General features: G+C 37.1%; 29 protein-coding genes. 18 read left to right on the forward strand and 11 right to left on the reverse strand.

Going from position 1 to position 23,610, the window contains the following annotated elements:
• The first annotated feature begins 17 nt into the window (after nucleotides 1-17).
• On the forward strand, nucleotides 18-1,544 hold the full coding sequence (locus tag ABDJ41_RS19645; protein ID WP_349787815.1) for a RagB/SusD family nutrient uptake outer membrane protein: 1,527 nt from the start codon (nucleotides 18-20) through the stop codon (nucleotides 1,542-1,544).
• A 196-nt stretch (nucleotides 1,545-1,740) separates the two neighbouring features.
• Nucleotides 1,741-2,478 (forward strand): YoaK family protein, encoded by a 738-nt coding sequence (locus tag ABDJ41_RS19650; RefSeq protein ID WP_349787816.1) that lies wholly within the window; start codon nucleotides 1,741-1,743, stop codon nucleotides 2,476-2,478.
• A gap of 31 nt (nucleotides 2,479-2,509) precedes the next feature.
• On the opposite strand, the gene ABDJ41_RS19655 is transcribed toward ABDJ41_RS19650, so the two are convergent.
• From ABDJ41_RS19655 to ABDJ41_RS19665, 3 genes are read right to left on the reverse strand one after another with little or no spacing between them, the layout of a single operon-like run.
• Entirely contained in the window at nucleotides 2,510-3,151 is a 642-nt protein-coding gene (locus ABDJ41_RS19655) for a DNA alkylation repair protein (RefSeq protein ID WP_349787817.1), read from the reverse strand.
• 14 nt (nucleotides 3,152-3,165) lie between these two features.
• The gene (locus ABDJ41_RS19660; RefSeq protein WP_349787818.1) at nucleotides 3,166-4,041 is read right to left on the reverse strand and encodes an ATP-grasp domain-containing protein; all 876 of its coding nucleotides are present in this window, start codon (nucleotides 4,039-4,041) and stop codon (nucleotides 3,166-3,168) included.
• Nucleotides 4,042-4,050: 9 nt separating this feature from the next.
• Nucleotides 4,051-4,395, reverse strand: coding sequence for a hypothetical protein (locus ABDJ41_RS19665; protein WP_349787819.1), 345 nt, complete (start codon nucleotides 4,393-4,395; stop codon nucleotides 4,051-4,053).
• A gap of 263 nt (nucleotides 4,396-4,658) precedes the next feature.
• Here ABDJ41_RS19665 and ABDJ41_RS19670 point away from each other — a divergent pair, with 263 nt between their 5' ends.
• A complete protein-coding gene (locus tag ABDJ41_RS19670; protein ID WP_349787820.1) occupies nucleotides 4,659-4,826 on the forward strand; it encodes a hypothetical protein in 168 nt (55 codons plus the stop codon).
• A gap of 38 nt (nucleotides 4,827-4,864) precedes the next feature.
• On the forward strand, nucleotides 4,865-5,347 hold the full coding sequence (locus tag ABDJ41_RS19675) for a PRC-barrel domain-containing protein (RefSeq protein ID WP_349787821.1): 483 nt from the start codon (nucleotides 4,865-4,867) through the stop codon (nucleotides 5,345-5,347).
• A 15-nt stretch (nucleotides 5,348-5,362) separates the two neighbouring features.
• Here ABDJ41_RS19675 and ABDJ41_RS19680 read toward each other — a convergent pair whose 3' ends face one another.
• Nucleotides 5,363-5,983 (reverse strand): sterol desaturase family protein, encoded by a 621-nt coding sequence (locus ABDJ41_RS19680; RefSeq protein ID WP_349787822.1) that lies wholly within the window; start codon nucleotides 5,981-5,983, stop codon nucleotides 5,363-5,365.
• A gap of 203 nt (nucleotides 5,984-6,186) precedes the next feature.
• Between ABDJ41_RS19680 and ABDJ41_RS19685 the strand changes: the two genes are divergently transcribed.
• Genes ABDJ41_RS19685 through ABDJ41_RS19695 form a run of 3 tightly spaced genes read left to right on the forward strand, consistent with a single transcriptional unit; the run spans nucleotide 6,187 to nucleotide 9,157 of the window.
• Nucleotides 6,187-6,834, forward strand: coding sequence for a PIG-L deacetylase family protein (locus tag ABDJ41_RS19685; RefSeq protein WP_349787823.1), 648 nt, complete (start codon nucleotides 6,187-6,189; stop codon nucleotides 6,832-6,834).
• Nucleotides 6,831-7,973: a glycosyltransferase family 4 protein gene (locus ABDJ41_RS19690; RefSeq protein WP_349787824.1), complete on the forward strand. Its 1,143-nt coding sequence runs from the start codon at nucleotides 6,831-6,833 to the stop codon at nucleotides 7,971-7,973. Before ABDJ41_RS19685 ends, ABDJ41_RS19690 begins: the two co-directional genes overlap by 4 nt.
• A gap of 5 nt (nucleotides 7,974-7,978) precedes the next feature.
• A complete protein-coding gene (locus ABDJ41_RS19695; RefSeq protein ID WP_349787825.1) occupies nucleotides 7,979-9,157 on the forward strand; it encodes an amylo-alpha-1,6-glucosidase in 1,179 nt (392 codons plus the stop codon).
• A 115-nt stretch (nucleotides 9,158-9,272) separates the two neighbouring features.
• Here ABDJ41_RS19695 and ABDJ41_RS19700 read toward each other — a convergent pair whose 3' ends face one another.
• Nucleotides 9,273-9,614: a VOC family protein gene (locus tag ABDJ41_RS19700; protein ID WP_349787826.1), complete on the reverse strand. Its 342-nt coding sequence runs from the start codon at nucleotides 9,612-9,614 to the stop codon at nucleotides 9,273-9,275.
• Between the two features lie 197 nt (nucleotides 9,615-9,811).
• Between ABDJ41_RS19700 and ABDJ41_RS19705 the strand changes: the two genes are divergently transcribed.
• Nucleotides 9,812-10,654, forward strand: a complete 843-nt coding sequence (locus ABDJ41_RS19705; protein ID WP_349787827.1) for a bifunctional helix-turn-helix domain-containing protein/methylated-DNA--[protein]-cysteine S-methyltransferase — start codon at nucleotides 9,812-9,814, stop codon at nucleotides 10,652-10,654.
• Nucleotides 10,655-10,789: 135 nt separating this feature from the next.
• Nucleotides 10,790-11,227, forward strand: coding sequence for a pyridoxamine 5'-phosphate oxidase family protein (locus ABDJ41_RS19710; RefSeq protein ID WP_349787828.1), 438 nt, complete (start codon nucleotides 10,790-10,792; stop codon nucleotides 11,225-11,227).
• Between the two features lie 163 nt (nucleotides 11,228-11,390).
• Here ABDJ41_RS19710 and ABDJ41_RS19715 read toward each other — a convergent pair whose 3' ends face one another.
• Entirely contained in the window at nucleotides 11,391-11,651 is a 261-nt protein-coding gene (locus tag ABDJ41_RS19715; RefSeq protein WP_349787829.1) for a hypothetical protein, read from the reverse strand.
• 146 nt (nucleotides 11,652-11,797) lie between these two features.
• Between ABDJ41_RS19715 and ABDJ41_RS19720 the strand changes: the two genes are divergently transcribed.
• From ABDJ41_RS19720 to ABDJ41_RS19730, 3 genes are all read left to right on the forward strand, one after another.
• Nucleotides 11,798-13,174: a mercuric reductase gene (locus ABDJ41_RS19720; RefSeq protein WP_349787830.1), complete on the forward strand. Its 1,377-nt coding sequence runs from the start codon at nucleotides 11,798-11,800 to the stop codon at nucleotides 13,172-13,174.
• Between the two features lie 89 nt (nucleotides 13,175-13,263).
• Nucleotides 13,264-14,439, forward strand: a complete 1,176-nt coding sequence (gene egtB, locus ABDJ41_RS19725; protein ID WP_349787831.1) for an ergothioneine biosynthesis protein EgtB — start codon at nucleotides 13,264-13,266, stop codon at nucleotides 14,437-14,439.
• Nucleotides 14,440-14,456: 17 nt separating this feature from the next.
• Nucleotides 14,457-15,425 carry an L-histidine N(alpha)-methyltransferase gene (locus ABDJ41_RS19730; RefSeq protein WP_349787832.1) on the forward strand — a complete coding sequence of 323 codons (969 nt, stop codon included), beginning with the start codon at nucleotides 14,457-14,459 and terminating at the stop codon, nucleotides 15,423-15,425.
• 9 nt (nucleotides 15,426-15,434) lie between these two features.
• Here the strand turns inward: ABDJ41_RS19730 and ABDJ41_RS19735 are convergent, their stop codons facing one another.
• A complete protein-coding gene (locus ABDJ41_RS19735) occupies nucleotides 15,435-16,514 on the reverse strand; it encodes an aminotransferase class V-fold PLP-dependent enzyme (protein ID WP_349787833.1) in 1,080 nt (359 codons plus the stop codon).
• Nucleotides 16,515-16,609: 95 nt separating this feature from the next.
• Here ABDJ41_RS19735 and ABDJ41_RS19740 point away from each other — a divergent pair, with 95 nt between their 5' ends.
• Entirely contained in the window at nucleotides 16,610-17,002 is a 393-nt protein-coding gene (locus tag ABDJ41_RS19740; RefSeq protein WP_349787834.1) for a VOC family protein, read from the forward strand.
• Nucleotide 17,003: 1 nt separating this feature from the next.
• Here ABDJ41_RS19740 and ABDJ41_RS19745 read toward each other — a convergent pair whose 3' ends face one another.
• Together ABDJ41_RS19745 and ABDJ41_RS19750 are read right to left on the reverse strand one after the other, a co-directional pair.
• Nucleotides 17,004-17,438, reverse strand: coding sequence for a DUF1810 domain-containing protein (locus tag ABDJ41_RS19745; RefSeq protein ID WP_349787835.1), 435 nt, complete (start codon nucleotides 17,436-17,438; stop codon nucleotides 17,004-17,006).
• 130 nt (nucleotides 17,439-17,568) lie between these two features.
• Nucleotides 17,569-18,012, reverse strand: a complete 444-nt coding sequence (locus ABDJ41_RS19750; protein WP_349787837.1) for a nuclear transport factor 2 family protein — start codon at nucleotides 18,010-18,012, stop codon at nucleotides 17,569-17,571.
• A 201-nt stretch (nucleotides 18,013-18,213) separates the two neighbouring features.
• Between ABDJ41_RS19750 and ABDJ41_RS19755 the strand changes: the two genes are divergently transcribed.
• The 5 genes from ABDJ41_RS19755 (at nucleotide 18,214) to gnd (ending at nucleotide 22,144) form a co-directional block, all read left to right on the forward strand.
• Nucleotides 18,214-18,639, forward strand: a complete 426-nt coding sequence (locus tag ABDJ41_RS19755; RefSeq protein ID WP_349787838.1) for a response regulator — start codon at nucleotides 18,214-18,216, stop codon at nucleotides 18,637-18,639.
• A 16-nt stretch (nucleotides 18,640-18,655) separates the two neighbouring features.
• Nucleotides 18,656-18,946 (forward strand): hypothetical protein, encoded by a 291-nt coding sequence (locus tag ABDJ41_RS19760; protein WP_349787839.1) that lies wholly within the window; start codon nucleotides 18,656-18,658, stop codon nucleotides 18,944-18,946.
• An 18-nt stretch (nucleotides 18,947-18,964) separates the two neighbouring features.
• Entirely contained in the window at nucleotides 18,965-19,648 is a 684-nt protein-coding gene (locus tag ABDJ41_RS19765; RefSeq protein WP_349787840.1) for a GNAT family N-acetyltransferase, read from the forward strand.
• A 182-nt stretch (nucleotides 19,649-19,830) separates the two neighbouring features.
• Nucleotides 19,831-20,592 carry an SGNH/GDSL hydrolase family protein gene (locus tag ABDJ41_RS19770; RefSeq protein WP_349787841.1) on the forward strand — a complete coding sequence of 254 codons (762 nt, stop codon included), beginning with the start codon at nucleotides 19,831-19,833 and terminating at the stop codon, nucleotides 20,590-20,592.
• A gap of 97 nt (nucleotides 20,593-20,689) precedes the next feature.
• A complete protein-coding gene (gene gnd / locus ABDJ41_RS19775; protein ID WP_349787842.1) occupies nucleotides 20,690-22,144 on the forward strand; it encodes a decarboxylating NADP(+)-dependent phosphogluconate dehydrogenase in 1,455 nt (484 codons plus the stop codon).
• Nucleotides 22,145-22,216: 72 nt separating this feature from the next.
• Here gnd and ABDJ41_RS19780 read toward each other — a convergent pair whose 3' ends face one another.
• Together ABDJ41_RS19780 and ABDJ41_RS19785 are read right to left on the reverse strand one after the other, a co-directional pair.
• On the reverse strand, nucleotides 22,217-23,119 hold the full coding sequence (locus ABDJ41_RS19780; protein WP_349786767.1) for an IS3 family transposase: 903 nt from the start codon (nucleotides 23,117-23,119) through the stop codon (nucleotides 22,217-22,219).
• The gene (locus ABDJ41_RS19785; protein ID WP_349786761.1) at nucleotides 23,041-23,454 is read right to left on the reverse strand and encodes a transposase; all 414 of its coding nucleotides are present in this window, start codon (nucleotides 23,452-23,454) and stop codon (nucleotides 23,041-23,043) included. The genes ABDJ41_RS19780 and ABDJ41_RS19785 overlap by 79 nt, the downstream gene beginning before the upstream one ends.
• Nucleotides 23,455-23,610 lie beyond the last annotated feature (156 nt).

The raw sequence follows: 23,610 nt of genomic DNA on the forward strand, positions 1-23,610 counted from the left end.
TGACCCATAAAAAAAATATGATGAAAAAAATATATATCATGATCAGTGCGGCCATTTTATCGCTTAGCGCATGTACAGTGGAGGAAGAGATTCTTGATGAGGTGAATGGAGGAAAAGTAATTAATAATCCTGAAAATGTGGAGATGATTGTGGCTCCTGCATATGCTTACCTTAGGGATCTACAGAACCGTTCGGGGGTTTGGGGCACTATTCAATCTGTGACCGACGAACTAGCATGGCCGGCAAGAGGATCGGATTGGGTTACACCAGATTTACAGGCTTTGTTTACCCATGATTATGCACCTACCAATTCTTATGTGAGAAATACCTGGAACAGCTTTATGCTAGGCATTACCCGGAGTAATGTTGCCTTGAAATACCTTTCTGAATTTCCTAAATCTCCAAAAGTAGATGGGTATATAGCAGAGGTGAAGTTTATCCGTGCCCTTTGTATGTTTAGACTGACCGATAACTTTGGTAAATTTCCTTTCAGGGAGTTTACAGAAACTGATTATTCAAAGGCACCGACGATTCTTGATCGTCAGATGGCAGTAGACAGGATGATTAAAGAACTGAATGAGGTAATTCCTGTACTGAAAAATAAGTTGGAAATCCCTTATGGAAGGGTATCTAAAGCAGCAGCTCAGATGTTGCTGGCTAACGTTTATTTGAATCATGAAGTGTTTACGGGAGAGGCAAAATGGACAGAAACAGTGCAACAATGTGACGCGATTATTAATTCAGGTCAATATTCAGTGGCAGATGACTACTGGGGAATGTTCCAGTACGACAATGCGAAGTACCTGCAAAATACAGAGTCCATCCTTTCTGTAATCTATGATGAAACCATTGGACTTACTGGCTCGGTATGGATTCCAATTACGTTGCACTACAACCAAAAGTTTGGTAGTTTTACTAGCCTCTGGAATGGTTGCTGTACCACACCAACATTTGTGAACACCTGGGACACCTCAGATAAAAGATTTAGCGACAAAAGACTGATCAGCCAACTAGGCTTTAATCAGGGCTTTTTAATCGGTCAGCAGTATTCTCCTACTGGTGTAGCATTGAAAACACGTACTGGTGCACCATTGGTGTTTACCAAAGAGTTTAGTATTAAAAATTCTAAGGAAGAGGAAGGGGTAAGGGTTGTTAAATTTGCGCCAAACCCATCTACGACCAATACCAGCAATGCAGGAAATGATTTTCCATTATATCGCCTTTCTGATACTTACCTGATGCGTGGTGAAGCTAAGTTCAGATCAGGTAACCTAACAGGTGCTTTGGAAGACATTAATTACATCAGAAATACCAAACGCGGTATGCCTGCCTACACTAGTCTTGATCTGGATAAAATTCTAAAGGAACGAGGTTTTGAGTTGTATTGGGAAGGTAACCGCCGTACTGATCTGGTTCGTTTCAATAAATACCGCGATGCCAGAGAAGAGAAAAACTATGTAACTCCGGCTTACAAAGTGCTTCTACCTATTCCACTCAGTGCAATTGAAGCGAATCCAAACCTTAGCCAAAATCCTGGCTATTGAGTAGCACGAATACTAGTTGTGAAACAAGCAATGCTGTATTGAAGGTAAGGTTATGAGTCAATAAGAATCGTATTGCCTGATAAATTTCCAGATAATAGTTTATCTATTTCAATAACCTTTTAAAAAGATGATGAATATCATCTTTTTAAAAGGTTATTGTTGTGGGTATTGCATTCTGAAACCTTTAATTTTGAATATGTTAAGACATCTTGGTTCAAAAAGGACTTATCGCCATAATGTAAGATTGGCGGCATTGTTATGTGTAACAGCTGGCTTTGTGAATGCTGCTGGATTCCTCGGCTTTTCAGTGCTGACTACTAATGTGACCGGACATGCAGCTTTGTTCGCTGAAAGAATTGCTATGCAGGACTGGCAAACAGCAAGGGTGATTGCCTTATGGATGTTTCTTTTTTTTGCTGGAGCTTTCATTTCCAGCCTGATCGTTTCACTGGTCGGTCGTAACCAGCAGTTTTCATATGTGATTCCTATCCTATTGGAATTGGCGGTTTTGCTTGTGGTAGGCCTTACCGGTCATCTATATGATGGAAGTTTGGTCGTCCGGGAAGTATTTGCGGGAAGTTTGCTTTTTGTAATGGGCCTCCAAAATTCATTGGTATCGATGATATCGGGTTCTGTTGTAAGAACTACTCACCTTACTGGTACATTCACAGACTTGGGGATTGAAATTGCCCAGTTTTTTTTAAAAGTTAACCGAACAAATATATTGTGCTCCAGGATAAAGCTGAGGGCTGCGATTGTTTTGTTTTTTCTGGCAGGAGCGCTTTTGGGTGCATACTTATTTAATAGGTTTAACTTTTATGCTTTTTTATTTCCGGTGTTTGTGTTAATTTATGCCTTATTCTATGATATTTTCAGGATAAGTATCAAACGTTTTTACAGAAATTTGAAATTGCCATGGAGAAGCATCTCATAAGATTCGCGAATGTTAAGACCGGTTAGCTGGACTACAAGTTTCGCTTATTGCTTTCAATTGCAATGAACTCTGGTAAATAATTGGGTGTACATCCTTTTGATACCATTTCACCTTTATAAAGACCTTTTTTCTCTCCAATGGAGACACAGCGATTTCTGTACTTTTTTTCATAAACTCCAATCCAACCTGCAGTGAAGTTCATTGCCCATTGAACTTCTGGTTCTTCTTTGGCAATGTTAGCTTCTATTTTAGTAAGCAGTTCTGGTGTATTAGCCGGCGGTGTTTGCCCTGTCCACCTTAAACGCGCCTGGTAATACCAGAATGTCCGTCTCTGAAGATTAGAAATACTATCTTCCCATGATTCAATCAGTGCAATTGTTTTCTTGTCTTTCATAAGTTGATTGGCCATAAGCCAGTCCATTAACTGATTTCGCTCATTCAATGGATGAGTTTGCATATCTTTATCAAGATCATCAATCAAATCCTGTGAAATTCGCTTGTTGTCCATAATCAAGATGGCCAATAGTCTTGGAAGAAGATTCCAGGTAGACCACAGTTCCATAGCAAGCTCATGGTCCTTTTTGATATCCTTCGCAATTTTCCGTAAGTCTCCCAGCTTAGTTTCTGCGTTGATCTGACCCAAAACGTTTTCCGCTTTTGAAGAGAATTTCATAACCATCATTTTTATTATTGAGATAATTGTTGAACCAGTGCACTATGATACATTTCAACAGCTTCTGAATGATACGATAGATATAGAAAAGGTTCAATTAATTCCAGTTCCATAAGCATGAAACGATCATCGACCATTAGGCCATCAACCCTTGCATACATTGTACCTTTTGCAAATCTGGATATACATCTTTCAGCCAGATCAATGTATTGTTGCATGGGAGATGCCACTTCTATAGTTCCACCAAATATCTGTTGTACCCTAAAGTCACCTGCTTTTGGCTTCTTTATAATGGTATGACTATATTTTCCATTTAAAAAAATGAGAGACCATTCACCTTCTTGAATTTGCGGCATTAATGGCTGAACGATGTAGTCACCCTTTGATACAAGTTCCAAAACACGATTTTTGTCTTCAACGGTAGTATTTTTACTTAATACAATTGTATTTTTTGAACCGCCACTTACACAAGGTTTAATAATTAGTTTTTCAGAATTCAATCTTTCAAATAAACCTTTCAGTTCTTCATTCCAACCCTGCTGAAGAAATATAGATGGAATAATATCAAAACCAGACTCTGCCACTTCTAATAAATAGTGTTTATCCATATTCCACCTAACAATTGAATAATCATTAAGTAATCTTATGTTTAAAGATTGAAGCTTATCGAGCCATAGTTTAAATTGATCATATTTCTGGTGATAATCCCAGGGTGTTTTGAGTAAGGCTATATCATATTTCTCCCAATCAACGCTCGGGTCGTCCCATATCTCAGCAGATATATCCAGTCCTTTATTTTGTAGAAAAGGTAATAGGTCCTGAGTTTCATTAAAGTTATTCGCAGGCGAATATTTAAACGTTCCTGAATAAGTTATGTATGCTATTTTCATTGGCTGATATCAGGCATCAAGATAATTGATCAGTATGTCATTAATTTCAATAGGTAATGACTGGCCGGTTTTATTATCAAGTTGATGCTGTGCTGAGTTAAATTTTTCAATATAAGTACCACTTTGGTTGCTGAATTTCAGGTAGCCCTGTTCAAAGAATCTTTCTTGCACTTCTCCAGAAGAATCCATAGACCCAAAGATCAATGGTTGGATCTGTTGACTTTGTTTAGTTAATATAAGCCATTGAAAAACCTCAGAGATATCTGCATTTTCGGGTAAATCAGTTCTTTTGATTTCTAAAATACATTGTTCAGTATTTTCAAGGTAGTACAGGCAAATAAAAGCAGGTTTCATGTTTTTTCAAAATAGATGAATGTCGAAAATATAAAAATAATTGTATTGAGGTCTGTTATTTTTAAAAATATAATTCATCAAGAATATTGCTCTTTATGAACTGCCAGGTCGAATTTACATCGCTGCAATGTTATTCAAAAGAACTAAATAAATGCTGTATAATTAAACAATCTCTATTTCAGGTTGTTTAATTTACTCATCTACTTAGTTTGGTTCATGAAGGAAGAAAAGCTATGTATAATGAAATACGAAAAAGGAGAGATATGGCACATTTAGAAGTGGAACCAAAACCACGAAGACCCTGGTGGTTTGGGGTGCTAATTGTATTATTGCTAATTCTGTTAGCAGGTACTTTAATTGGTAAATGCAATAATGAAGGTGGAACAACAGGTGCAGACAAACCTCCTAAGGATTCAGTCCTGACTCCTTAATGGAGTACAATAATTAAACCTCAATTAATATTAAAACCATGAAACAAAATGAATATAGATATCTGCAGGAATTAAGCAACAGCGATTTTCAAATTGTGGAAGAAGAACCAGATATTATTGGCTGGGAGGTGAAGGATGAAAATGGTATTTACATTGGTGAGGTGGATGAACTGCTTTTTGATCCCCAAACTCGTGCTGTGCGCTATTTGATTATTGATCTGGAGGATAATGGAATGAATATGAGGGCGAAAAAAGTCATGATCCCTTTGGGAATTGCATATTTGCATCTTAAATATGATGAAGTGGTTTTGCCTGGTTTGCATATTGATCAGTACAATGCTTTACCTGATTATGATAAGGATAAAATTAGTCCCAAACTAGAAGTTCTTATCCGGAATATTATTGGAAGTCCTGCGGCTTTGAGAATGGAGGATACAATTACTGAATTTGATCAAAATGAATTTTATGCTCACCATCATTTTGATAAGGGGAGGTTTTATCAGCGGGGAGGTTCGAAGTAAGTGGCATATTTTTTTTCATGATTTAGTGCCAAAAAGTATGTCCCATATTGGTGAACTTACTCCAAATAAGTGATCTGGATATTTATAGTGATGGATGTGATGGTTTCTCCATAATCCTTTTAGATGTTTTGGTGGTGGATATGCGTGTATAGCAAAATGAAGGGATACATAAATCAGGTAGCCAAAAATAAAACCTGCAAAAAAAACTAAGCCATAGCCTGTACTGCCTGATATAAGCATAGAGATCCCACAAAAACAAAGGAGAACAGTTCCAGACATTATGATGCTGGGAAGAGGAGGCATGAATAATCTGCTTTTGTCTCTAGGGAACTCGTGGTGGTTTTCATGGAAAATATACACCAGACGTTTTGTTATAGAACTGCTTGCCTTAAAATGAAATAAGAAACGATGAGTTAAGTATTCAAACAATGTCCAGGCAAACATTGCTAGTAAAAAGAATACTGCAGTTATCCATATTGGGAATTGATAAATGTAAAGTACATAATAGACTAAAAATATAATAACTGGAATGTATAAGGCATAAATTACCCATGGACGTGTTTTACTAAGGCTTTCTAAAAAAGGATGATTAAAAATTCGTGCCTGTCCTTTGTTTTTAATGCTGATCTCTTCCATTTGATTTAGATTAATAACGAGATAAAAAGACCTGATTGCTTATGTTCTGTTGCGTTAATAGATTAAAGAACCATACATTTTCTCTTTTTAGAGATTATAAAAACAATCAGATTTGAGCTTTGTTTATTTTTTTTGAACTAATCCGATTATAGATTGTTTTTTAGCTATCTGGGGGAATGTCATTGATGATGAGACTCAAAGATATGGAAGCAGAAAGAAAAGTAGTTGCGGTAGTAATAGCCCATCCAGATGATGAGGTTCTTTGGACTGGTGGCTTATTGATTGATCACCCCTTATGGGATATTTTTATTGCCTGTTTATGTAGGAAAGGAGATCGTGAACGGTCGGAAAGGTTTAGCCATGCTATGGATTTTCTGGGTGCAAAATGGAAGATGGACGATATGGATGACAATCCTGAGCAGCGCCCTTTGCCTACAAAACTGATCCAGGATTCGATTCTGCGACTATTGCCACATAAACATTTTGACTTCGTTATCACTCATAACCCTGATGGTGAATATACCAGACCCCGCAGACATGAAGAGGTGGCTAATGCAGTGATCAAACTTTGGTATTCGGGAAAAATACAAACCGAAGAACTCTGGACATTCGTTTATGAAGATGGTAACAGGACATACTTTCCCCGGGCCTCAGCTATCTGTACTTACAATTACTGGTTATCACCCGTTACATGGAAAAAAAAGTATCATTTGATCACAGAAATTTATGGTTTTGATAAAGATAGCTGGGAGGTATTGACCACACCTAAACAAGAAGCTTTCAGACAATTAGAAAAAAGTGAAGCTGGATTGGAATTACTACACCTCAGGAGAAAGGAATATAATAGATGAAAGTGTTACTGTTATATGACTATCCTCCCTCGCCTGGAGGACTTTCTACTCAAGGAGATTTGCTTTACAGAGGCCTGTTGGAATATGATGTTGATGTCTATGCAGTGCATTTTCAATCCAATCTTGAAAAAGAGTGGTATTATCACTGGTTTAAACCAGATATTGTGGTTGGCATTGGTTACTGGGGACATCTACCTGATCTTGTCATTCATCCTCAGAGATTTAAGATTAAGGCAATACCATGGTTGGTAGCAGATGGATATGTTGCTGCGCACCAGGAATTGTTGAATACTCTTCCGTTAATCCTTGTTACCTCAAAATGGGTGAAAGAAATGTATGTCCGCGATGGTATAAACAGTGATTTAATCGAAGTGCTTCCAGTAGGCTGTGATACAGATAACTTTAGTCCGGTATTACCTCGGAATCCCAGAGTCAGGGCTGTCAGGGAGTCATTGGGGGTATTGCCGGATCAGCTTATGTTGTTAACTGTGGGAGGAGATGCAGCTTCTAAAGGTGCTCAGGAAGTGATGCATGCTCTTGCCGAAATTGACAAGGAGGTGCCAGATTGGATATATATATGTAAGGTATGGCCACAACCCAGAACGGAGGTACAGAATAAGGCTGACCTTGAGCTTGCATCTCAACTGGGTATTAGTAAAAAGGTATATTTTTCTACAAATATTATTTCCAGAAATCTGATGCCTTACCTGATTGCTGCATGTGACATTTATGCTGCACCTTCTCGGCTTGAAGGTTTTGGAATGGGGCAAATTGAAGCCGGTGCATGTGGAAAACCGGTTGTTGGACTTAGGGCGATGGGAATGCTTGATACTCTGATACATAACAAGACTGCTTTATTGGCTGAAGTTGGTCTTCAAATTATGGCTAATAAAGTGAGTATACCTGATTTGATTGATCCTTTAAAGGAACAAATGGTAATTTTGGATCCACCCAGGACAGTGGATTACAGGGCTGATGTATCTGATATTGCAACACACCTGAAAAGACTAATGACAGATCATGACTTACGATCGGCACTTGGTAGCGCAGCCAGGAACCATGTAAAAGAATATTTTGATTATAGGGTAGTAGCCAGGAGCTTTTTAGAAATTATTAAAAAAAGGCTATCGATGATTTAATTGCCATGGACAATAAGAATTTACAAATGGTGGAAAAGGCAAGGAACGCTGCAGTTGAGGTATTGCTTCACAATCTGCATGGGCCTTTTGAGGGATTGCCGCGTACAGCGGGGTGGGGATATCCTGAACCTTATACCAGAGACCTTTTGATTACCGCATTTGGAATTTGTCTTACCAGGAATCAGGCATTAAAAGACAGCATTAGGATGGTACTGGAAACACTTGCTGAAAATCAGAGTAAAAATGGACACATTCCTTCACTAGTGCATGATAAAGAAGATCGCGGGGCTAGCGATACTACACCTTTATTTATATTGATTACTGCAATTTTCAGGGAAATGATAAACGAACCTGGCTTTCTTCAAGATGCTGTTCAAAGGGCTATAATCTGGATGGACTGTCAGCGGCCGTCTGATAGTGGTATGGTAGCGCAGCTTCCAACAAGTGACTGGAGGGATGAGCAATGGGTGCCAGGCTATGGTTTGTTTGTAAATACTTTAGTGTATAGTTACCTGCGACGTTTTGAATTACATGAACAGGCTGATGATTTGCGGGGAGAAATGGACAAGTTTACGATTACGGGTAAGGTGCAGCATCATCATGTACATGAAGGGCTAACAGTACCTCATAAACCCTATTATGCCCTTTGGTCCTATAAAGTTTATAGTAGTGAGCGGTTTGACCTGCTGGGAAATAGCCTTGCTGTATTAGCTGGTGTTGCACCTTTTTTGAGGGCTGAAAAAATCATATCTTGGGTTGAACAGGAATGCGCGTATATGCAGGAAAGAGGTATACTTGGCATTGGCTTACCACCAAACTTTTTTCCATTTATCAGACCCGGGGACCCAGATTGGCTCTCACGGTATGAGGATTTTAACCAGCCTGGGGAATATCATAATGGAGGTATTTGGCCTTTCGTTTGCGGTTTTTATATTGCAGCACTTGTCGCAGTTAAGCAATATGGTCTTGCTGAGGAGCGGTTAATGGCATTAACCAGGGCTGTTCAGGCTTCTGCTGATTCGGCCAGGGAACTTGATTTTGGATTTAATGAATGGCTAAAGCCAGGAAATGGAATGCCTGCTGGACAGGATTGGCAATCATGGACTGCGGCGATGTATATTTATGCTGCAGAATGCGTGAACAGGAGGGAGACGCCGTTTTTCGAAGAAATGCGAAAAGCATAAGTTATTATTTGGTACATAATTGTTGTTTAAATGTTCAACTTTTAAATACAAATACTAATACAGATTGCTTTTACAATTTTCTAATTTTTGGCTGCTAAAAGATTATTTTGGAAAACTATTGATCTGACCAGATTGCTAGTTCATTTCCGGATGGATCAAGAAAATGGAATCGTTTTCCACCTGGGAAGCTGAAAATGTCTTTTGACAGTTGTCCGCCAGCCTGGATTACATTTGTTTTAGCAATCGAAAGATTTTCATGGTAAAGAACAACAAGGGCACCGTTTTTTAATTCCTGGTCACTTTTATAAAACCCTCCATCTAATCCGGATGTCGAAAATGCAATGTAGTCTGATCCATAATCGGTAAAGCTCCAGCCAAAAGCAGTTGAATAAAACTGTTTGATTAAAACAAGGTCCTTTCCTTGAAACTCAATGTAATTGATGTGGTTGTTTTGCATAGGGGGAAATTTAGTGATAATTCATTTTTGAAGCTAACTTTTTTCAATTATTCGAACCAATTTTGGATTAAGCTTATTTTTTAATACTGAATATATAATGAGATTTTTGATTTGGTTCCAACTAAATTTAAAATGGTACATTTCGGATTTATTCCTCGACAATGTTTTCAGAACTTTGAATTTTAAATTCATTTATTATGGAAACACAGGCGGACATTAACTATAATCGCATTGCTGAAGCGATAGAATATATCGTAGTAAATTTTAAGTCGCAACCTAATATTGATGAAATCGCAGAGCGTCTTCATATCAGCTCTTCCCATTTTAAGCGATTGTTTATGGAATGGGCTGGTACGAGTCCCAAGAAATTCTTACAATATGTGAGCGTTGAATATGCGAAAAAGATACTTAAAGAAGAACAGGCCACTTTATTTGATACGGCCTATGAGACTGGATTTTCAAGCACAAGCCGATTGCATGATTTGTTTGTAAACATTGAAGGCATGACACCTGCAGAATATAAAAATGGTGGTAGAAACCTTGCTATCAATTATAGTTTTGCAGAAAGTCCTTTTGGTTCCGTAATTGTTGCCTCTACTAATAAAGGAGTTTGTTATATGGCATTTGAGGATGATGAAGGAAAGGCATTTAAAAACCTTACATCGCAATTTCCGAATGCAATTTTTCAAAGAAAATTAGATCTGTTACAGCAAAATGCATTGTTTATATTTCAAAATGACTGGAATAAGTTAAACGATATAAAGCTGCATCTGAAGGGAACAGATTTTCAATTAAAAGTTTGGGAAAGCTTATTAAAAATTCCTTTCGGTAAACTATCTACTTATGGCAGTATAGCTCAGCAAATTGGTAATTCCAAAGCTTCAAGAGCAGTAGGTACTGCAATTGGAAGTAATCCCGTTGCTTTTCTTATTCCTTGTCATCGTGTTATCCAGACGTCGGGAACATTTGGCAACTATATGTGGGGGGGAGTGAGAAAAGCTATGATAATCGGCTGGGAAGGAACAAAATCAAATCCGTAAATATAAAGTCGAAGATGTGCAGGACATCATCCTAAGAATAATAGAACGATATCATTTTATGGAAAGTTTTATAAATGTGGTTGTTTTGAAAACCTCAGGAGTTTATGTACTTTTAATGGATAAAGATTGATGCCCATGCTTGGAGAATTAAATAAAAGAGAGATCATAGATTTTTTAGAAAGTCAGTTTATAGGACGTCTGGGATGCCATGTAGACGATGAGACTTATATCGTGCCTGTTAATTATGTGTATCAGAACAATGCGATATATGCTCATTCAGGCGACGGGAAAAAAATAAAAATGCATCGAGCAAATCCAAAAGTATGTTTTCAGGTTGATGAAATTGATAATATGTTCAATTGGAAGAGTGCCATTCTCTGGGGTACTTTTGAGGAATTGAAAGGTCAGGAGCGTCAACAGGTTATGCAGGGTTTAATTCTTCGAATTATGCCCAGAACTGACGGCCCAGGTCGGGAGCCTTCTCATGCAATAGATCCATCACTGCAAGACGATCTTATTGTTTACCGAATAAATATTGAGCAGGCAACTGGCAGGTTTGAATCGCATGGTTAATCTATTGTCCAGCTATAAACAGATTGATATTTCCAAAATCAATACAAAATGATGAATGCCGAGACTTATATTAGTAACTTTTTACTAAAGTAATGGATTATTAATTCTCTGATCACTGCGCGCCTGCTTCGATGCCAACGTTGAGTTAAAATATGGCGAATAATTAAGTTTGGGAATATGTGTCTAGCATATCTGACATTTCTTTCAGTTTTTTTATGCTGAAAGAATGCATATGATTCAGCCAACTTGAAACTTCATTGTGATTGATATCCAGAATAGTTGAAAGATCGGTTGAGTTCAGTCCATTCTCTAATAAGAAGTTTGACATTTTATTGGCAGCTTCCTGATTCGCATTGGATATTTCTTCGATTGCAGGATTTCCACTTTCTTCAAGCCAGATTGTTACAAAATCGTTTTCTTCCATTTATTTATGTAATTAATTTTTTAGTAGTGCATGCCTTGATATTACATGCATTAATTGATTTTAATGTCGCCAAATTTAATAATTATATTTTCGAAACCTTAAGGCTCCTTTAAAACATTTGCCTGCATCTCATAGTTTATCAATATATGAAACACTACGATGCCATTATTATAGGAGCGGGACAGGCTGGTATTCCACTAGCCAAAAAACTTGCCGCAGCTGGAAAGAAGACAGCCATTATCGAAAAGAGACTTGTAGGTGGTACCTGTATCAACGATGGCTGTACACCAACTAAAGCAATGATAGCCTCTGCACACGCTGCTTATAGTGCAAGAACAGCAGGTGAACTGGGTGTTAGTACAGGATCTGTTAAAGTAGATTTAAAAAAGATAAAACAACGAAAGGACGATATTGTCAATTCGTTTCGGGCATCTTCCCAAAAGGGATTGGAATCTACCAAAGGTCTGGAACTGATTTTAGGTGAAGCAACTTTTTCTGGTACAAAAGAACTGACAATTGTCGACAGTCATGGTGCTAAGCAAAAAATATCTGCAGACTTGATCTTTATCAATACAGGTGCTTCAGCCAATATTCCGGAATTGGAAGGTTTAGAAAGTATACCCTATTTAACATCTACAACTATCCTTGATCTAACTGAAATACCTGAACACCTGGTGATCCTTGGTGGGAATTATATTGGCCTTGAATTTGGGCAGATGTTTCATCGATTTGGTAGTAAGGTGACCATTATCGAAAAATCATCACGCATTATGCCACATGAGGATGAAGATATATCTGCTGAATTGACAACAATATTAGAGGATGAGGGGCTAATTATTTTAACCAATGCTACAATAGATAGGATTCAGGAAAAGGATACGGTGCTCAAGCTTAACCTCAAATCGGATCATAAGACCAAATCGCTAACAGCAAGCCATCTTTTGATTGCTACAGGCAGAACACCACAAACAAAATCACTCAATTTGGAAATTCCTGGTGTGATTACTGATAAAGAAGGAAATATCCTGGTTGATGAAAAGCTCGAAACCAATGTTAAAGATATTTTTGCCTTGGGTGATGTAAAAGGAGGGGCAGCATTTACGCATATAGCCTATAATGACTTTACAATTGTTTATAGAAATCTGGTAGAAAAATGTAACCTAAGTACAGTTAACAGATCTGTTCCGTACTGTATGTTTACTGATCCTCAATTGGGCAGGATAGGAATCTCAGAATCAGAAGCCAGGAAAAAAGGTTTAGACTTTATGGTGGCGAAAATTCCAATGTCACAAGTTGCCCGTGGAATTGAAACCGGAGAAACTCTTGGGTTTATGAAAGCAATTGTGGACAAGAAGAGCAAGCAGATACTAGGTGCAGCAATATTGGCATCTGAAGGAGGAGAAATTGTATCTGTACTTCAAATGGCAATAGAAGGAGGTATAACTTATGATAAAATTCGGTATGGTGTTTTTGCTCACCCAACCTATTCAGAATCTTTAAACAATCTCTTTATGAAATTATAATCACTTTGAACCCGATTTTAAAAACCATGTTTATGAAAGTTGAGTGGAAAACAATCGAAGGTGCTAAATGTTAATTCATTACAAAACTTATGGATTACTTAGACAAAACACTAATGATATTTTTGGAACATTATAAACAGATTAGAAAACATTCTGAACAAATCTGTAAGCCTTTAGAAACTGAGGATTATGTAGTTCAGCCTGTTGTTGATGTTAGCCCACCCAAATGGCATCTTGGTCATACCACATGGTTTTTTGAAACCTTTATTCTACAACAATTTTGCGATGCTTACGAAGTTTACAATCCAGATTACAATTATGTTTTCAATAGTTATTATGAAACTATAGGTAACCGGGTGATTCGTACAGATAGAGGAAATCTTAGTCGCCCAAGCGTTACCGATGTTTATACTTATAGAAAATATGTTGATCGGGCTATGGCAAGCTTTTTAAAGAAACCGCTTTCTGATGAGGTTAAAGAATTACTCTTTCTCGGTTTTAATCACGAGCAACAACATCAGGAACTGTTATTAACTGACATAAAATATATTTTAGGAAATAATCCACTTTTTCCGGTATATCAAAAAGGGAAAAAAGCACATGTCGAATTTAATACTGATGAAGCTGAGATGATTTCAATTAAAGAAGGAATCTATGAGGTTGGTTATTCGGGATCAGACTTTTGCTTTGATAATGAACAGGGAAGACATAAGGTGTATTTGCAAGATTTTTCTATTAGTTCTGAACTAATTGACAATGAGGCATATCTAGAGTTTATTCAGGATGGAGGCTATACGAATTTTGTTTATTGGCATGCAGATGGATGGGACTGGTTGAGGAGTGACCATATTACAGCGCCGTTGTATTGGCATTTGATAGATGGCCTTTGGCATACCTACACACTTGAAGGCTTGAAAGTCCTTGATCTGAAAGCACCAGTAACGCATATCAGTTATTATGAAGCATATGCATTTGCCAGCTGGAGTAAAATGCGACTACCCACAGAATTTGAATGGGAAATTGCTGCAAAGAAATTTAAATGGGGAAAGAGGTGGGAGTGGACGGAGAGTGCATATCTGCCATATCCTGGATATAGTAAAGCAGCAGGCGCGATAGGAGAGTATAATGGTAAGTTTATGGTGAATCAAAAGGTACTTCGGGGGGCTTCAGAAGTTACACCGGAGGGCCATAGCAGGATAACTTACAGAAATTTTTTTCAACCACATTTACGATGGCAGTTTACAGGAATACGACTAGCCCAATAACATTACCTATGAGCTTAATGACGAAAGAAAATTTAATGGTTGTGCAAACACAATTTCTTAATGAAACACTGGCAGGACTTCAGGCGAGTCCCAAATTTATGTATCCCAAATATTTCTATGATGAAAAAGGAAATTATATCTTTCAGCAGATTATGGAAATGGATGAGTATTATCTGACCAATGCGGAAATGGATATATTTTCAAATCAGGCCGAACAGATTGTTACACTTATCAGCGAGGCAAATACCCCGTTTGACTTGATAGAGTTGGGCGCTGGAGATGCTATTAAATCTATTTACTTATTAAAAGAAATGATAGCTAGAAAGTTGGAATTTAGTTATTTACCAATCGATATTTCTGCGCATGTAATTAGCAATCTTGAGGTTAAACTACCCTTACAATTACCTGGATTGGATATTAACGGGTTGCATGGTGACTATCTGGATATGTTAGACCAAGCTACTACAATTTCTGAACGGCGAAAAGTTGTCTTATTTATGGGAGGAAATATAGGAAACATGAATCCGGATGATGCAGAAAGTTTTTTAAAATCGATGAGAAGATTATTGTCGAAAAGAGATTTACTGATCATTGGCTTTGATTTGAAAAAGAATCCGAAACAAATACTATCTGCTTATAATGATAGCAAGGGGATTACCGCTTCATTTAATCTGAATCTGCTTGCGCGAATAAACAGGGAATTGAACGGTGATTTTGAAATTGAAAATTTTGAACATTATGCCAGCTATGATCCTGAATCAGGGGCATGTAAAAGTTATCTGATTAGTTTAAAAGATCAACTGGTTCATCTTGGAGAGGCAGAAACGATTGGTTTTGCGAAAAATGAGTTGATTTATATGGAGATTTCACAGAAATACGCATTGGAAGATATCGAGAGACTCGCTTTGGGATCTGGATTTCAATCTCGTAATAATTTTTTTGACACTAATCGCTATTTTCTTGATGCTGTTTGGTCTGTGAGCTAAGTCGGGAAGCTAACCTTTACCATCGATAACAGCTAGTAGATGATTTAAGTCTTCATCGGTATTGTAGAAATGAAAAGAAAACCTACTTCCTGTTCCACGGTTAATAAATATAATTTTAGCGGCAACTAACCTTTCGCAGGTGACTGATGTCAGCGGAATATTAATTATAGTTGATTGTACTTTTCTTTCCAGTATTTCTGTACTCAACAATCCTCTAGAATGAAACTCATCTCTCGCTCTTTTACAGATGGATTGAGTGATTCTTTCGATATTTTCAAGACCAAGTGTTCTTAGCTGGTACACACTTTGATTTAATGTTCCAAAATTCAAGGTGTCCAGGTGACCAGGTTCAAAGCAAAGTGATAGGTGATCCCTACCTTCCAGGAAATTTTCTTTCGGTAGTGAAGTGTACTTTCTTTGCATATACAATTGATCTTTCAACAGATCCGATAATAATACAAATCCATTGCCATAACCTCCTAACATCCATTTGTAGCCACTTGATAGAATGGCGTCGAGTCCAGAGTTATCAAAATTAAATGGTACTGTACCGCAAAACTGCGTTCCATCTGCAATAAGAAGAAGATCTGGATAAGCTTGTTTAATTGTTTTGATGAAATCAATGTCAAGCCTGGTTCCATTAGCGTATTGGACGATGCTAAAAGCGAATACACTTGGCTTAAAATCTTTGATCGCTTTTAGAATATCATCTTCTAAATTAGGACTTATTGGTACTGTTGTATGATCAAATCCTCTGCTTCTAACTGGATAATTTACAGATGGATAATCTTCATCCAATAGCAAAAAACGATGATTATTATCTAGTCCGTCCAGTAGTGTATTGAAGCCAAAAGAGAAATTAGGAATAAGGTATAGTGTGTTTTTAGATGTACCGAGAAATATGGAAAGGTTCTGCTTTAATTCTGAAAAAAATGTGGTCTGTTGTAAACGGAAATTACTCCCTTCCATCAGGAAATCAATATCGTGTTGATTTCTCCATTCTTGAATAGGTTTGGATAAGATTCCTGAACTGGCTGTATTTAAATATGTATATTTTTCAATTATGGGATACAGATTTGCATTACTCATCTTCAAATTTAAAGTTTTAAAAGTTTTTTTGACAAACAAAAGGCGGACTTTTTCAATTGTATTAAATAGTAATATCCATTTTAAGATTATAAGTTATGTTAGAACATTCAAAAGCGTTTAGCTCATTTTCGGTTAGCAATATTGAGAAAGCAAAGGAATTTTATGGTTCAACTTTAGGATTGAGCATTAAAGATAATGAAATGGGAATTCTCGAACTTCAGATAGGCGGATCTGCTCCTGTGATGATTTATCCGAAGGAAAATCATCAGGCAGCAACATTTACTGTGTTAAATTTTCCTGTTCAAAGTGTGGAGTTTACAATTGATGCCTTGATTGTGAAAGGAGTTCAGTTTGAACACTATGATAGTGAATATTTAAAAACAGATGATAAGGGGATTTTTAGAGGGGATGGACATATGATTGCATGGTTTAAAGATCCTGATGGTAATATTCTTTCAGTGTTGGAAACCAATAAACAGATGGGCTGAGTTAGCCTTGACGATGCATTTTCAGGATTTTTAAAGTGATGTGATCCTTTAATCCGTTGAAAAATTTCTGGAGTACCAATTTAAAGACTGGATCTGCACCTGGGATCTGGGAAAATAAGGTCATGCTGGATTTTAATTTCAGGTCATCAGGACTACCGAAGATTTTATGGGCATCGTTTGTTTCCAAACCTAGTAATACATGGCTTAACAGGATCAATCTCGGACCTAATATGCGATGCTGTAAGTATTCAGTAGCTTCATCAAGGTCGTCTATGGCATATTTTTTAGAGGTTTCAGTAAAGCCTAATCCTTGGATTTGTGGAAAAATATACCACATCCAATGACTAATTTTTTTTCCTGCTTTAAGTTCACTTAATGCAGTTTGATAAATTGATTTCTGTGCGGTAATGAACCTTTCGAGGTTATGCGTTTTCATAGCTGATCCTGATTAGAGAGGATTTCCTATTGCAATATACTTTTTGTAAAATGACAAACCAAGGATTTGACATCGCTTTTAACCTGAAGGAGAATACAATGAAAAACTTGTATATGTAATGCAGATGCAATTACTCAATTATTGATAGATCCCAGGTCTTTGGCAATATTAATGCTTCAACAAGCCCTTGGCTATCTTCCTGTAAACGATAACGAACAATTAATGAATCTTTCACTGTGAAATGTGCAGAAAACATAGACGAAAAAACTTGTCCGGAACGGTTCATTCTTGAGCTGAAATGACCAGTAGCAATTGCAAAATCATCCTCGACCAGGATATGATCTATTTGTGCTGATATTGGTTCAATGCTTTGCCAGAGAAGTTTAAAAAAGTCTCTTACTTCATTTTGCTTTGTACGCTTGCCTAACCATGGCGCAAGTTCTTCATTACCCGGGATTTCCCAGTCAATAACTTCTGCAAACAATTGAACTAATGTTTCTAATTTCTTATTTGCTAGTGCTTTGTAAAAGTTGTTAATGATTTCTCGTGTTTGATTTGTTTGTGTCTGGAGCATGATTGTTTGTTTAAGTTTCAACACAAAGAAAACATGTCTAACTGACAACCTTATGGCAGTCTGATATTTTTATTTTTAGTTATTTTTCTTCTATAAAAGTAAATTGGCTGCACTGAAAAAACGATTCTGGAGTTGGTTTTAAGGAATGAATTCTAGTTAGTTCTTTTGTTAAAGAAAATTATATCTTTGTTAAACAAATTTATGAAGGCTTTTATGGAAACCATTATTGTACAGGATACCAATGCTGCCATTTTGGATGTCCTAACTGAAGCCTTAACTCTGGAGGGTTTTGAAGTTTTACCAGTTCAAAATGTTAATGAGGATTTTATTGCATTGGTTAATCAGCATAGGCCTCATGTAGTAATGTTGGATTATAAACTGGATGGTAATATCTGCAAGCAAATTTGTTTCAAAATTAAACAACATTACCCACACCTGCCGGTGATTGCCATGAGTTGCAATTATAATATTGACAGATTATATGGTGCAAATGGATTTGATGGGTATGTTAGAAAACCTTTTGATCTGGATTTATTATATTCAGTACTAAGAAAGCATATTCCAGATAATAAACAGGGTAACATTAAATTACAAAATATTGAAAAAATAATTGAACGGAATTTCTAGTTGTTATATTTGAGATATGATGGATATAATTGATTTTAAGCAATCAATAATTGATAAGCGGTTACCCGATGGCTTACCATTGCATTTGCAATCATTATGGCATGATGGAACAGGTAATTGGAAGATTGCTCATGATTTAATTGATCAATTGACAGATAAGCAGTCAGCACACATTCATGCCTACCTGCATCGCAAAGAGGGAGACATATGGAATGCAGATTATTGGTATAATAGAGCGGGGAGGACCAGGCCCCAGGTTTCGCTAGTGGAAGAATGGGAAATGCTTGTCAGTGAATATTCCAAATAAATATGATAATATTGAAAAATGCTTAAAATCACCTTACTGCAAGTGCCAAATATTGAGACGGGCAGACTTTTGCTCCGTGAACAGAGACTTTCGGATGCACAGGGTTTGTTCCAATTGCGGACGAATACAGAAGTTATGCGATATATAGATCGTCCTTTGCCAAAAGATGTAAAAGAATCTGAGGAGGCCATTAAAACTACCAATGAACAATTCATTAAGGGCATGAGTTTAGTTTGGGTTATTGCTTTTAAGGATAATCCTGATCAGATGATCGGTAATATTGGTTATTGGCGAATAGATCTTGATAATCACAGGGCAGAAATTGGCTATATGTTACATCCGGATTATTGGAGACAGGGTATTATTTCTGAAGGTCTTGCTGCTGTCATTGATTTTGGATTCAATAAGGTTGGGTTTCATTCTGTTTTTGCAAATATCAACCCACAAAATGATGCATCAAGACAAATCTTGATCAAACACGGGTTTATTAAGGAAGCTTATTTTAAAGAAGATTATTATTTTGATGGTAAGTTTCTTGATAGTGAAATATATGGTATACTGGCATCAGGATTTTCAGGTATTGACCAGAGGCAACTACAAAATGAATCTGATGAACCTCTTGAACCTGTAGATCGTGAGATAGGAGATGGTAGTGAAGATCTGAATGATATCGACTCATACGATGATTTGTCAGAAAAATAAGCCTTCGAGTATTGTGGTTTTAAATAAATGATAAAATTCTTGAAGGTTTTGATAATCCGGTGGAGAAATGTAGATATTGAAAATGGTAATTTTATAAACTAAGAATTTTCTTGGATTTTAGCTATCCTGCTATTAAACCGAATTAATAAATAACTTTAAAATAAAAGATTAATATTTCTCATATGGATATGACAACAAAAAATGCGCGTCGGACTTTTCTAAAAACTGCTTCAGTTGGCGGATTAATATCTTTAGTAAATCCAACTATATTATCAGCAGCCCCAAATGAAAAGAAAGCAAAGATCACTTTGTCTCAAAATGATATCATTTTATTTCAAGGTGATTCTATTACAGATGCCGGAAGAAGTAAGGATAATAATGATTTTAACAATGCAGCAGCATTGGGCAGAGGATATGCTTTTTTATCGGCTTGTGAAATATTAAATAAATACCCTGAGAAAAACTTAAAAATTTACAATAGGGGAATTAGCGGGAATAAAGTTTATCAACTTGCAGAGCGATGGGATAAAGATTGTTTAGAATTGAAACCAACAGTACTAAGTATTTTAATTGGTGTTAATGATTATTGGCATAAGCATAGCGGGAAATATAATGGTACTTCAAAAATATATAAGGACGATTTTAAAAAGCTGCTTGAGCGAACCAGAGAAAAGTTGCCAGATGTAAAGCTGATTATTGCAGAACCTTTTGCTGTTAAGAAGGTTAAAGCTGTTGATGATACCTGGTATCCAGAGTTTAATGAATATCGAATGGCTGCACAAGAAATTGCTAAGGAATTTAAAACGATCTGGATTCCTCTTCAAAAGATCTATGATGATGCGGAGAAAAAGGCCCCAGGTAAACATTGGACTGGTGATGGTGTACATCCTAGTCTTGCGGGTGCGCAGTTAATGGCTAATGCCTGGCTTGATGTATTTAAGTAAAAGAAATAAGAAAGATGTTAGGTTTTTGAAAGGTTTATTACGATATGTTGCACATAAGTTATAAATTACCAAAAATTTTAACATTTGAATAAATTATATGAAAGCGATTTCTGACATAGGTGTCATTGGTATTGCAGTAATGGGTGAAAATCTCATTCTCAATATGGAAAGTAAAGGCTTTAGTGTTACGGCCTATAACCGCACTGTTGATAAGGTAGAAAAGTTTGTGAATGGACGCGCCAAAGGAAAAAATATCTTTGGAGCGATGTCTATAGAAGAGTTTATTGGTTCATTAAAGACGCCGCGTAAAGTGATGCTGATGGTGAAAGCCGGACGCCCTGTTGATGAATTTATTGAAACACTTATTCCTTTGTTGGAACCAGGTGATATCATTATAGATGGTGGTAATTCACATTTCCCTGATACTGAAAGACGTGTTAAATATGTTGAAAGTAAAGGGTTGTTATATATCGGTACTGGCGTTTCTGGTGGTGAGGAAGGAGCTTTATTAGGGCCTTCTATCATGCCAGGTGGTAGCAAAGCTGCATGGGAATCTGTAAAGCCAATTTTTCAATCTATTGCAGCTAAGGTAGAAGATGGATCACCTTGTTGTGAATGGATCGGAGATGGTGGATCGGGTCATTTTGTGAAAATGGTTCACAATGGTATTGAGTATGGAGACATGCAATTGATCAATGAAACTTATCATGTGATGAAGGACATGCTGGGTATGTCGGCTGACGACATGCAAAAAGTGTTTGAGGAATGGAATAAGGGTGAATTGAATAGTTACCTTATTGAGATTACAAGTGATATCCTGGCTTTTAAAGATAAGGATGGAGCTCCATTGATTGATAAGATTCTTGATACTGCAGGACAAAAAGGTACTGGTAAATGGACTGGTACTGTAGCGCTTGAACTGGGAGTTCCATTAACGCTGATTGCTGAATCTGTATTTTCAAGATGTTTATCGGCGCTGAAAGATGAGCGTGTAGCCGCTTCTAAGGTATTAACTGGTCCAACCCCTAAATTTGAAGGTGATAAGGCTGCGTTTATTAATGATTTACGTGATGCGCTTTATGCCGCTAAAGTAATCTCTTATGCTCAAGGTTATCAAATGATACAAGCTGCGGCTAAGGAATACGGATGGCAACTTGATTATGGAAGTATTGCTTTGATGTGGCGTGAAGGTTGTATTATCAGATCTTCTTTCTTAGGTAAAATTAAAGAAGCTTTTGATAAAAACCCTAATCTGCAAAACCTAATTCTTGATGATTTCTTTAAAGATAAAATCCTTAAGGCTCAGGCAGGATGGAGAAGAGTGGTAGCTGCGGCGGTACTCAACGGAATTCCTGTTCCTTGTATCAGTGCAGGAATCAATTATTTTGATGGTTACAGAAGTGCTCGTTTACCGGCTAACCTTTTACAGGCACAACGGGATTATTTTGGAGCTCATACATATGAACGCTTAGATGAACCGCGTGGTGAGTTTTTCCATACTAACTGGACTGGGCGTGGAGGAGAAACTTCGTCGACTACGTACGGAGTTTAGAAATCTATAAATTATATCAAAAAGAGGATGATCATTTGATGTGACCCCAAAAAGTTGGACTGATTAACAAAATTAAGTTTTTTGTACGAGAGCTCGGTATTCCACCGGGCTCTTTCCATTTAGCCTGTTTTTTATTCTTTTATTGTTGTAATAGTGAATGTATTCTTTTACTGAAAGGACAAACTCATCTGCTGTCTCAAAGCTTTGTGAGTACAGTAGCTCAGTCTTTAAGATTCCAAAAAAGTTTTCGGCCACTGCATTATCTAAGCAATTTCCCTTCCTGGACATGCTCTGTATAATTCCTTGTTTCTCTAAAGCCTTTCTATATCCATAATGCTGATATTGCCAGCCTTGATCAGAATGAAAAATAAGCCCCTTTGTGTCTTTTACTTTGTCAAAAGCCTTATCTAACATTTCGTCTATCATCTTCATATTCGGACTTTTTGAGATACTATAGGAGATAACTTCTCCATTGAATAGGTCAAGTATTGGTGATAGGTAGATCTTCTCGCCTTTGATGTTTACCTGAGTGACATCTGTAGCCCATTTCTGATTAGGGGAACTTGCCTTGAAATTCCTTTCAAGTACATTGGCGGCAATTTTACCAACTTCACCTTTGTATGAGCGATAGCGAACTTTCCTTATATTACATTTTAGGTTCAATGTTCCCATTAATTTTTGAACAGTCTTATGATTGATATGATAACCCAAGTTCTTCATTTCGGCCGTTACCCGTCGATACCCATATCTGCCTTTATGCAAGTGATATATGCGTATAATCTCTTCCTTTTCATTCTTGTATTTATCTCTACTATTCAGGCGCTTGAGATGATAATAAAATACCGAGCGAGCCATCTGTTTGCAATCCAATAGAATTGCAACATCATGTGCAGGCCTTAGTTCTTCGATGGCTTTTGCCCACTCATGTGTTCGCGGGCTTCTCTTTCCTTGACTAAGGCCGTGACTTTTTTTAATAGTGCGTTCTCGGCTCGCAAACGAGCATTCTCTGCCTGGAGTTTTTCTAATTCTGTTTCAGGCTCATGCTTCTTTGATCTACTCATGTCTTTGGGTAGTCGTTCACGATTTTTTTGTTGGTGTAGTACGCCATAACCCTCAACTCGTACTGATCTTACCCAGCGTTCTAAAGCGGTTTTACTTACTCCATATTGCAGAACAACTTGTACTAAAGGTACCTTTTTCTCTAGAACAATCCTTACAATTTCTTCCTTGAAATCAGGTGTGCCCCGGACATTAGGTTGTTTGAGTAGCCCACTTTCACCATAAAGATCATATTTCCGAACCCATTCCAATATCATCCTTTCGACTATATGCCGTTCGCGGGATATGCGTAGTATCGGCTTCCCGTTTTTTACTTGAGAAACTATATCTAGTTTCTCCTCAAATGTGTGTTTTGCCATAAATAGTGAACCCCAAAAGTTTTTGTCCAACTTTTGGGGTTCACTTCA

Source organism: Pedobacter sp. ASV1-7, assembly GCF_040203335.1.
In the GTDB taxonomy this organism is placed as follows: domain Bacteria; phylum Bacteroidota; class Bacteroidia; order Sphingobacteriales; family Sphingobacteriaceae; genus Pedobacter.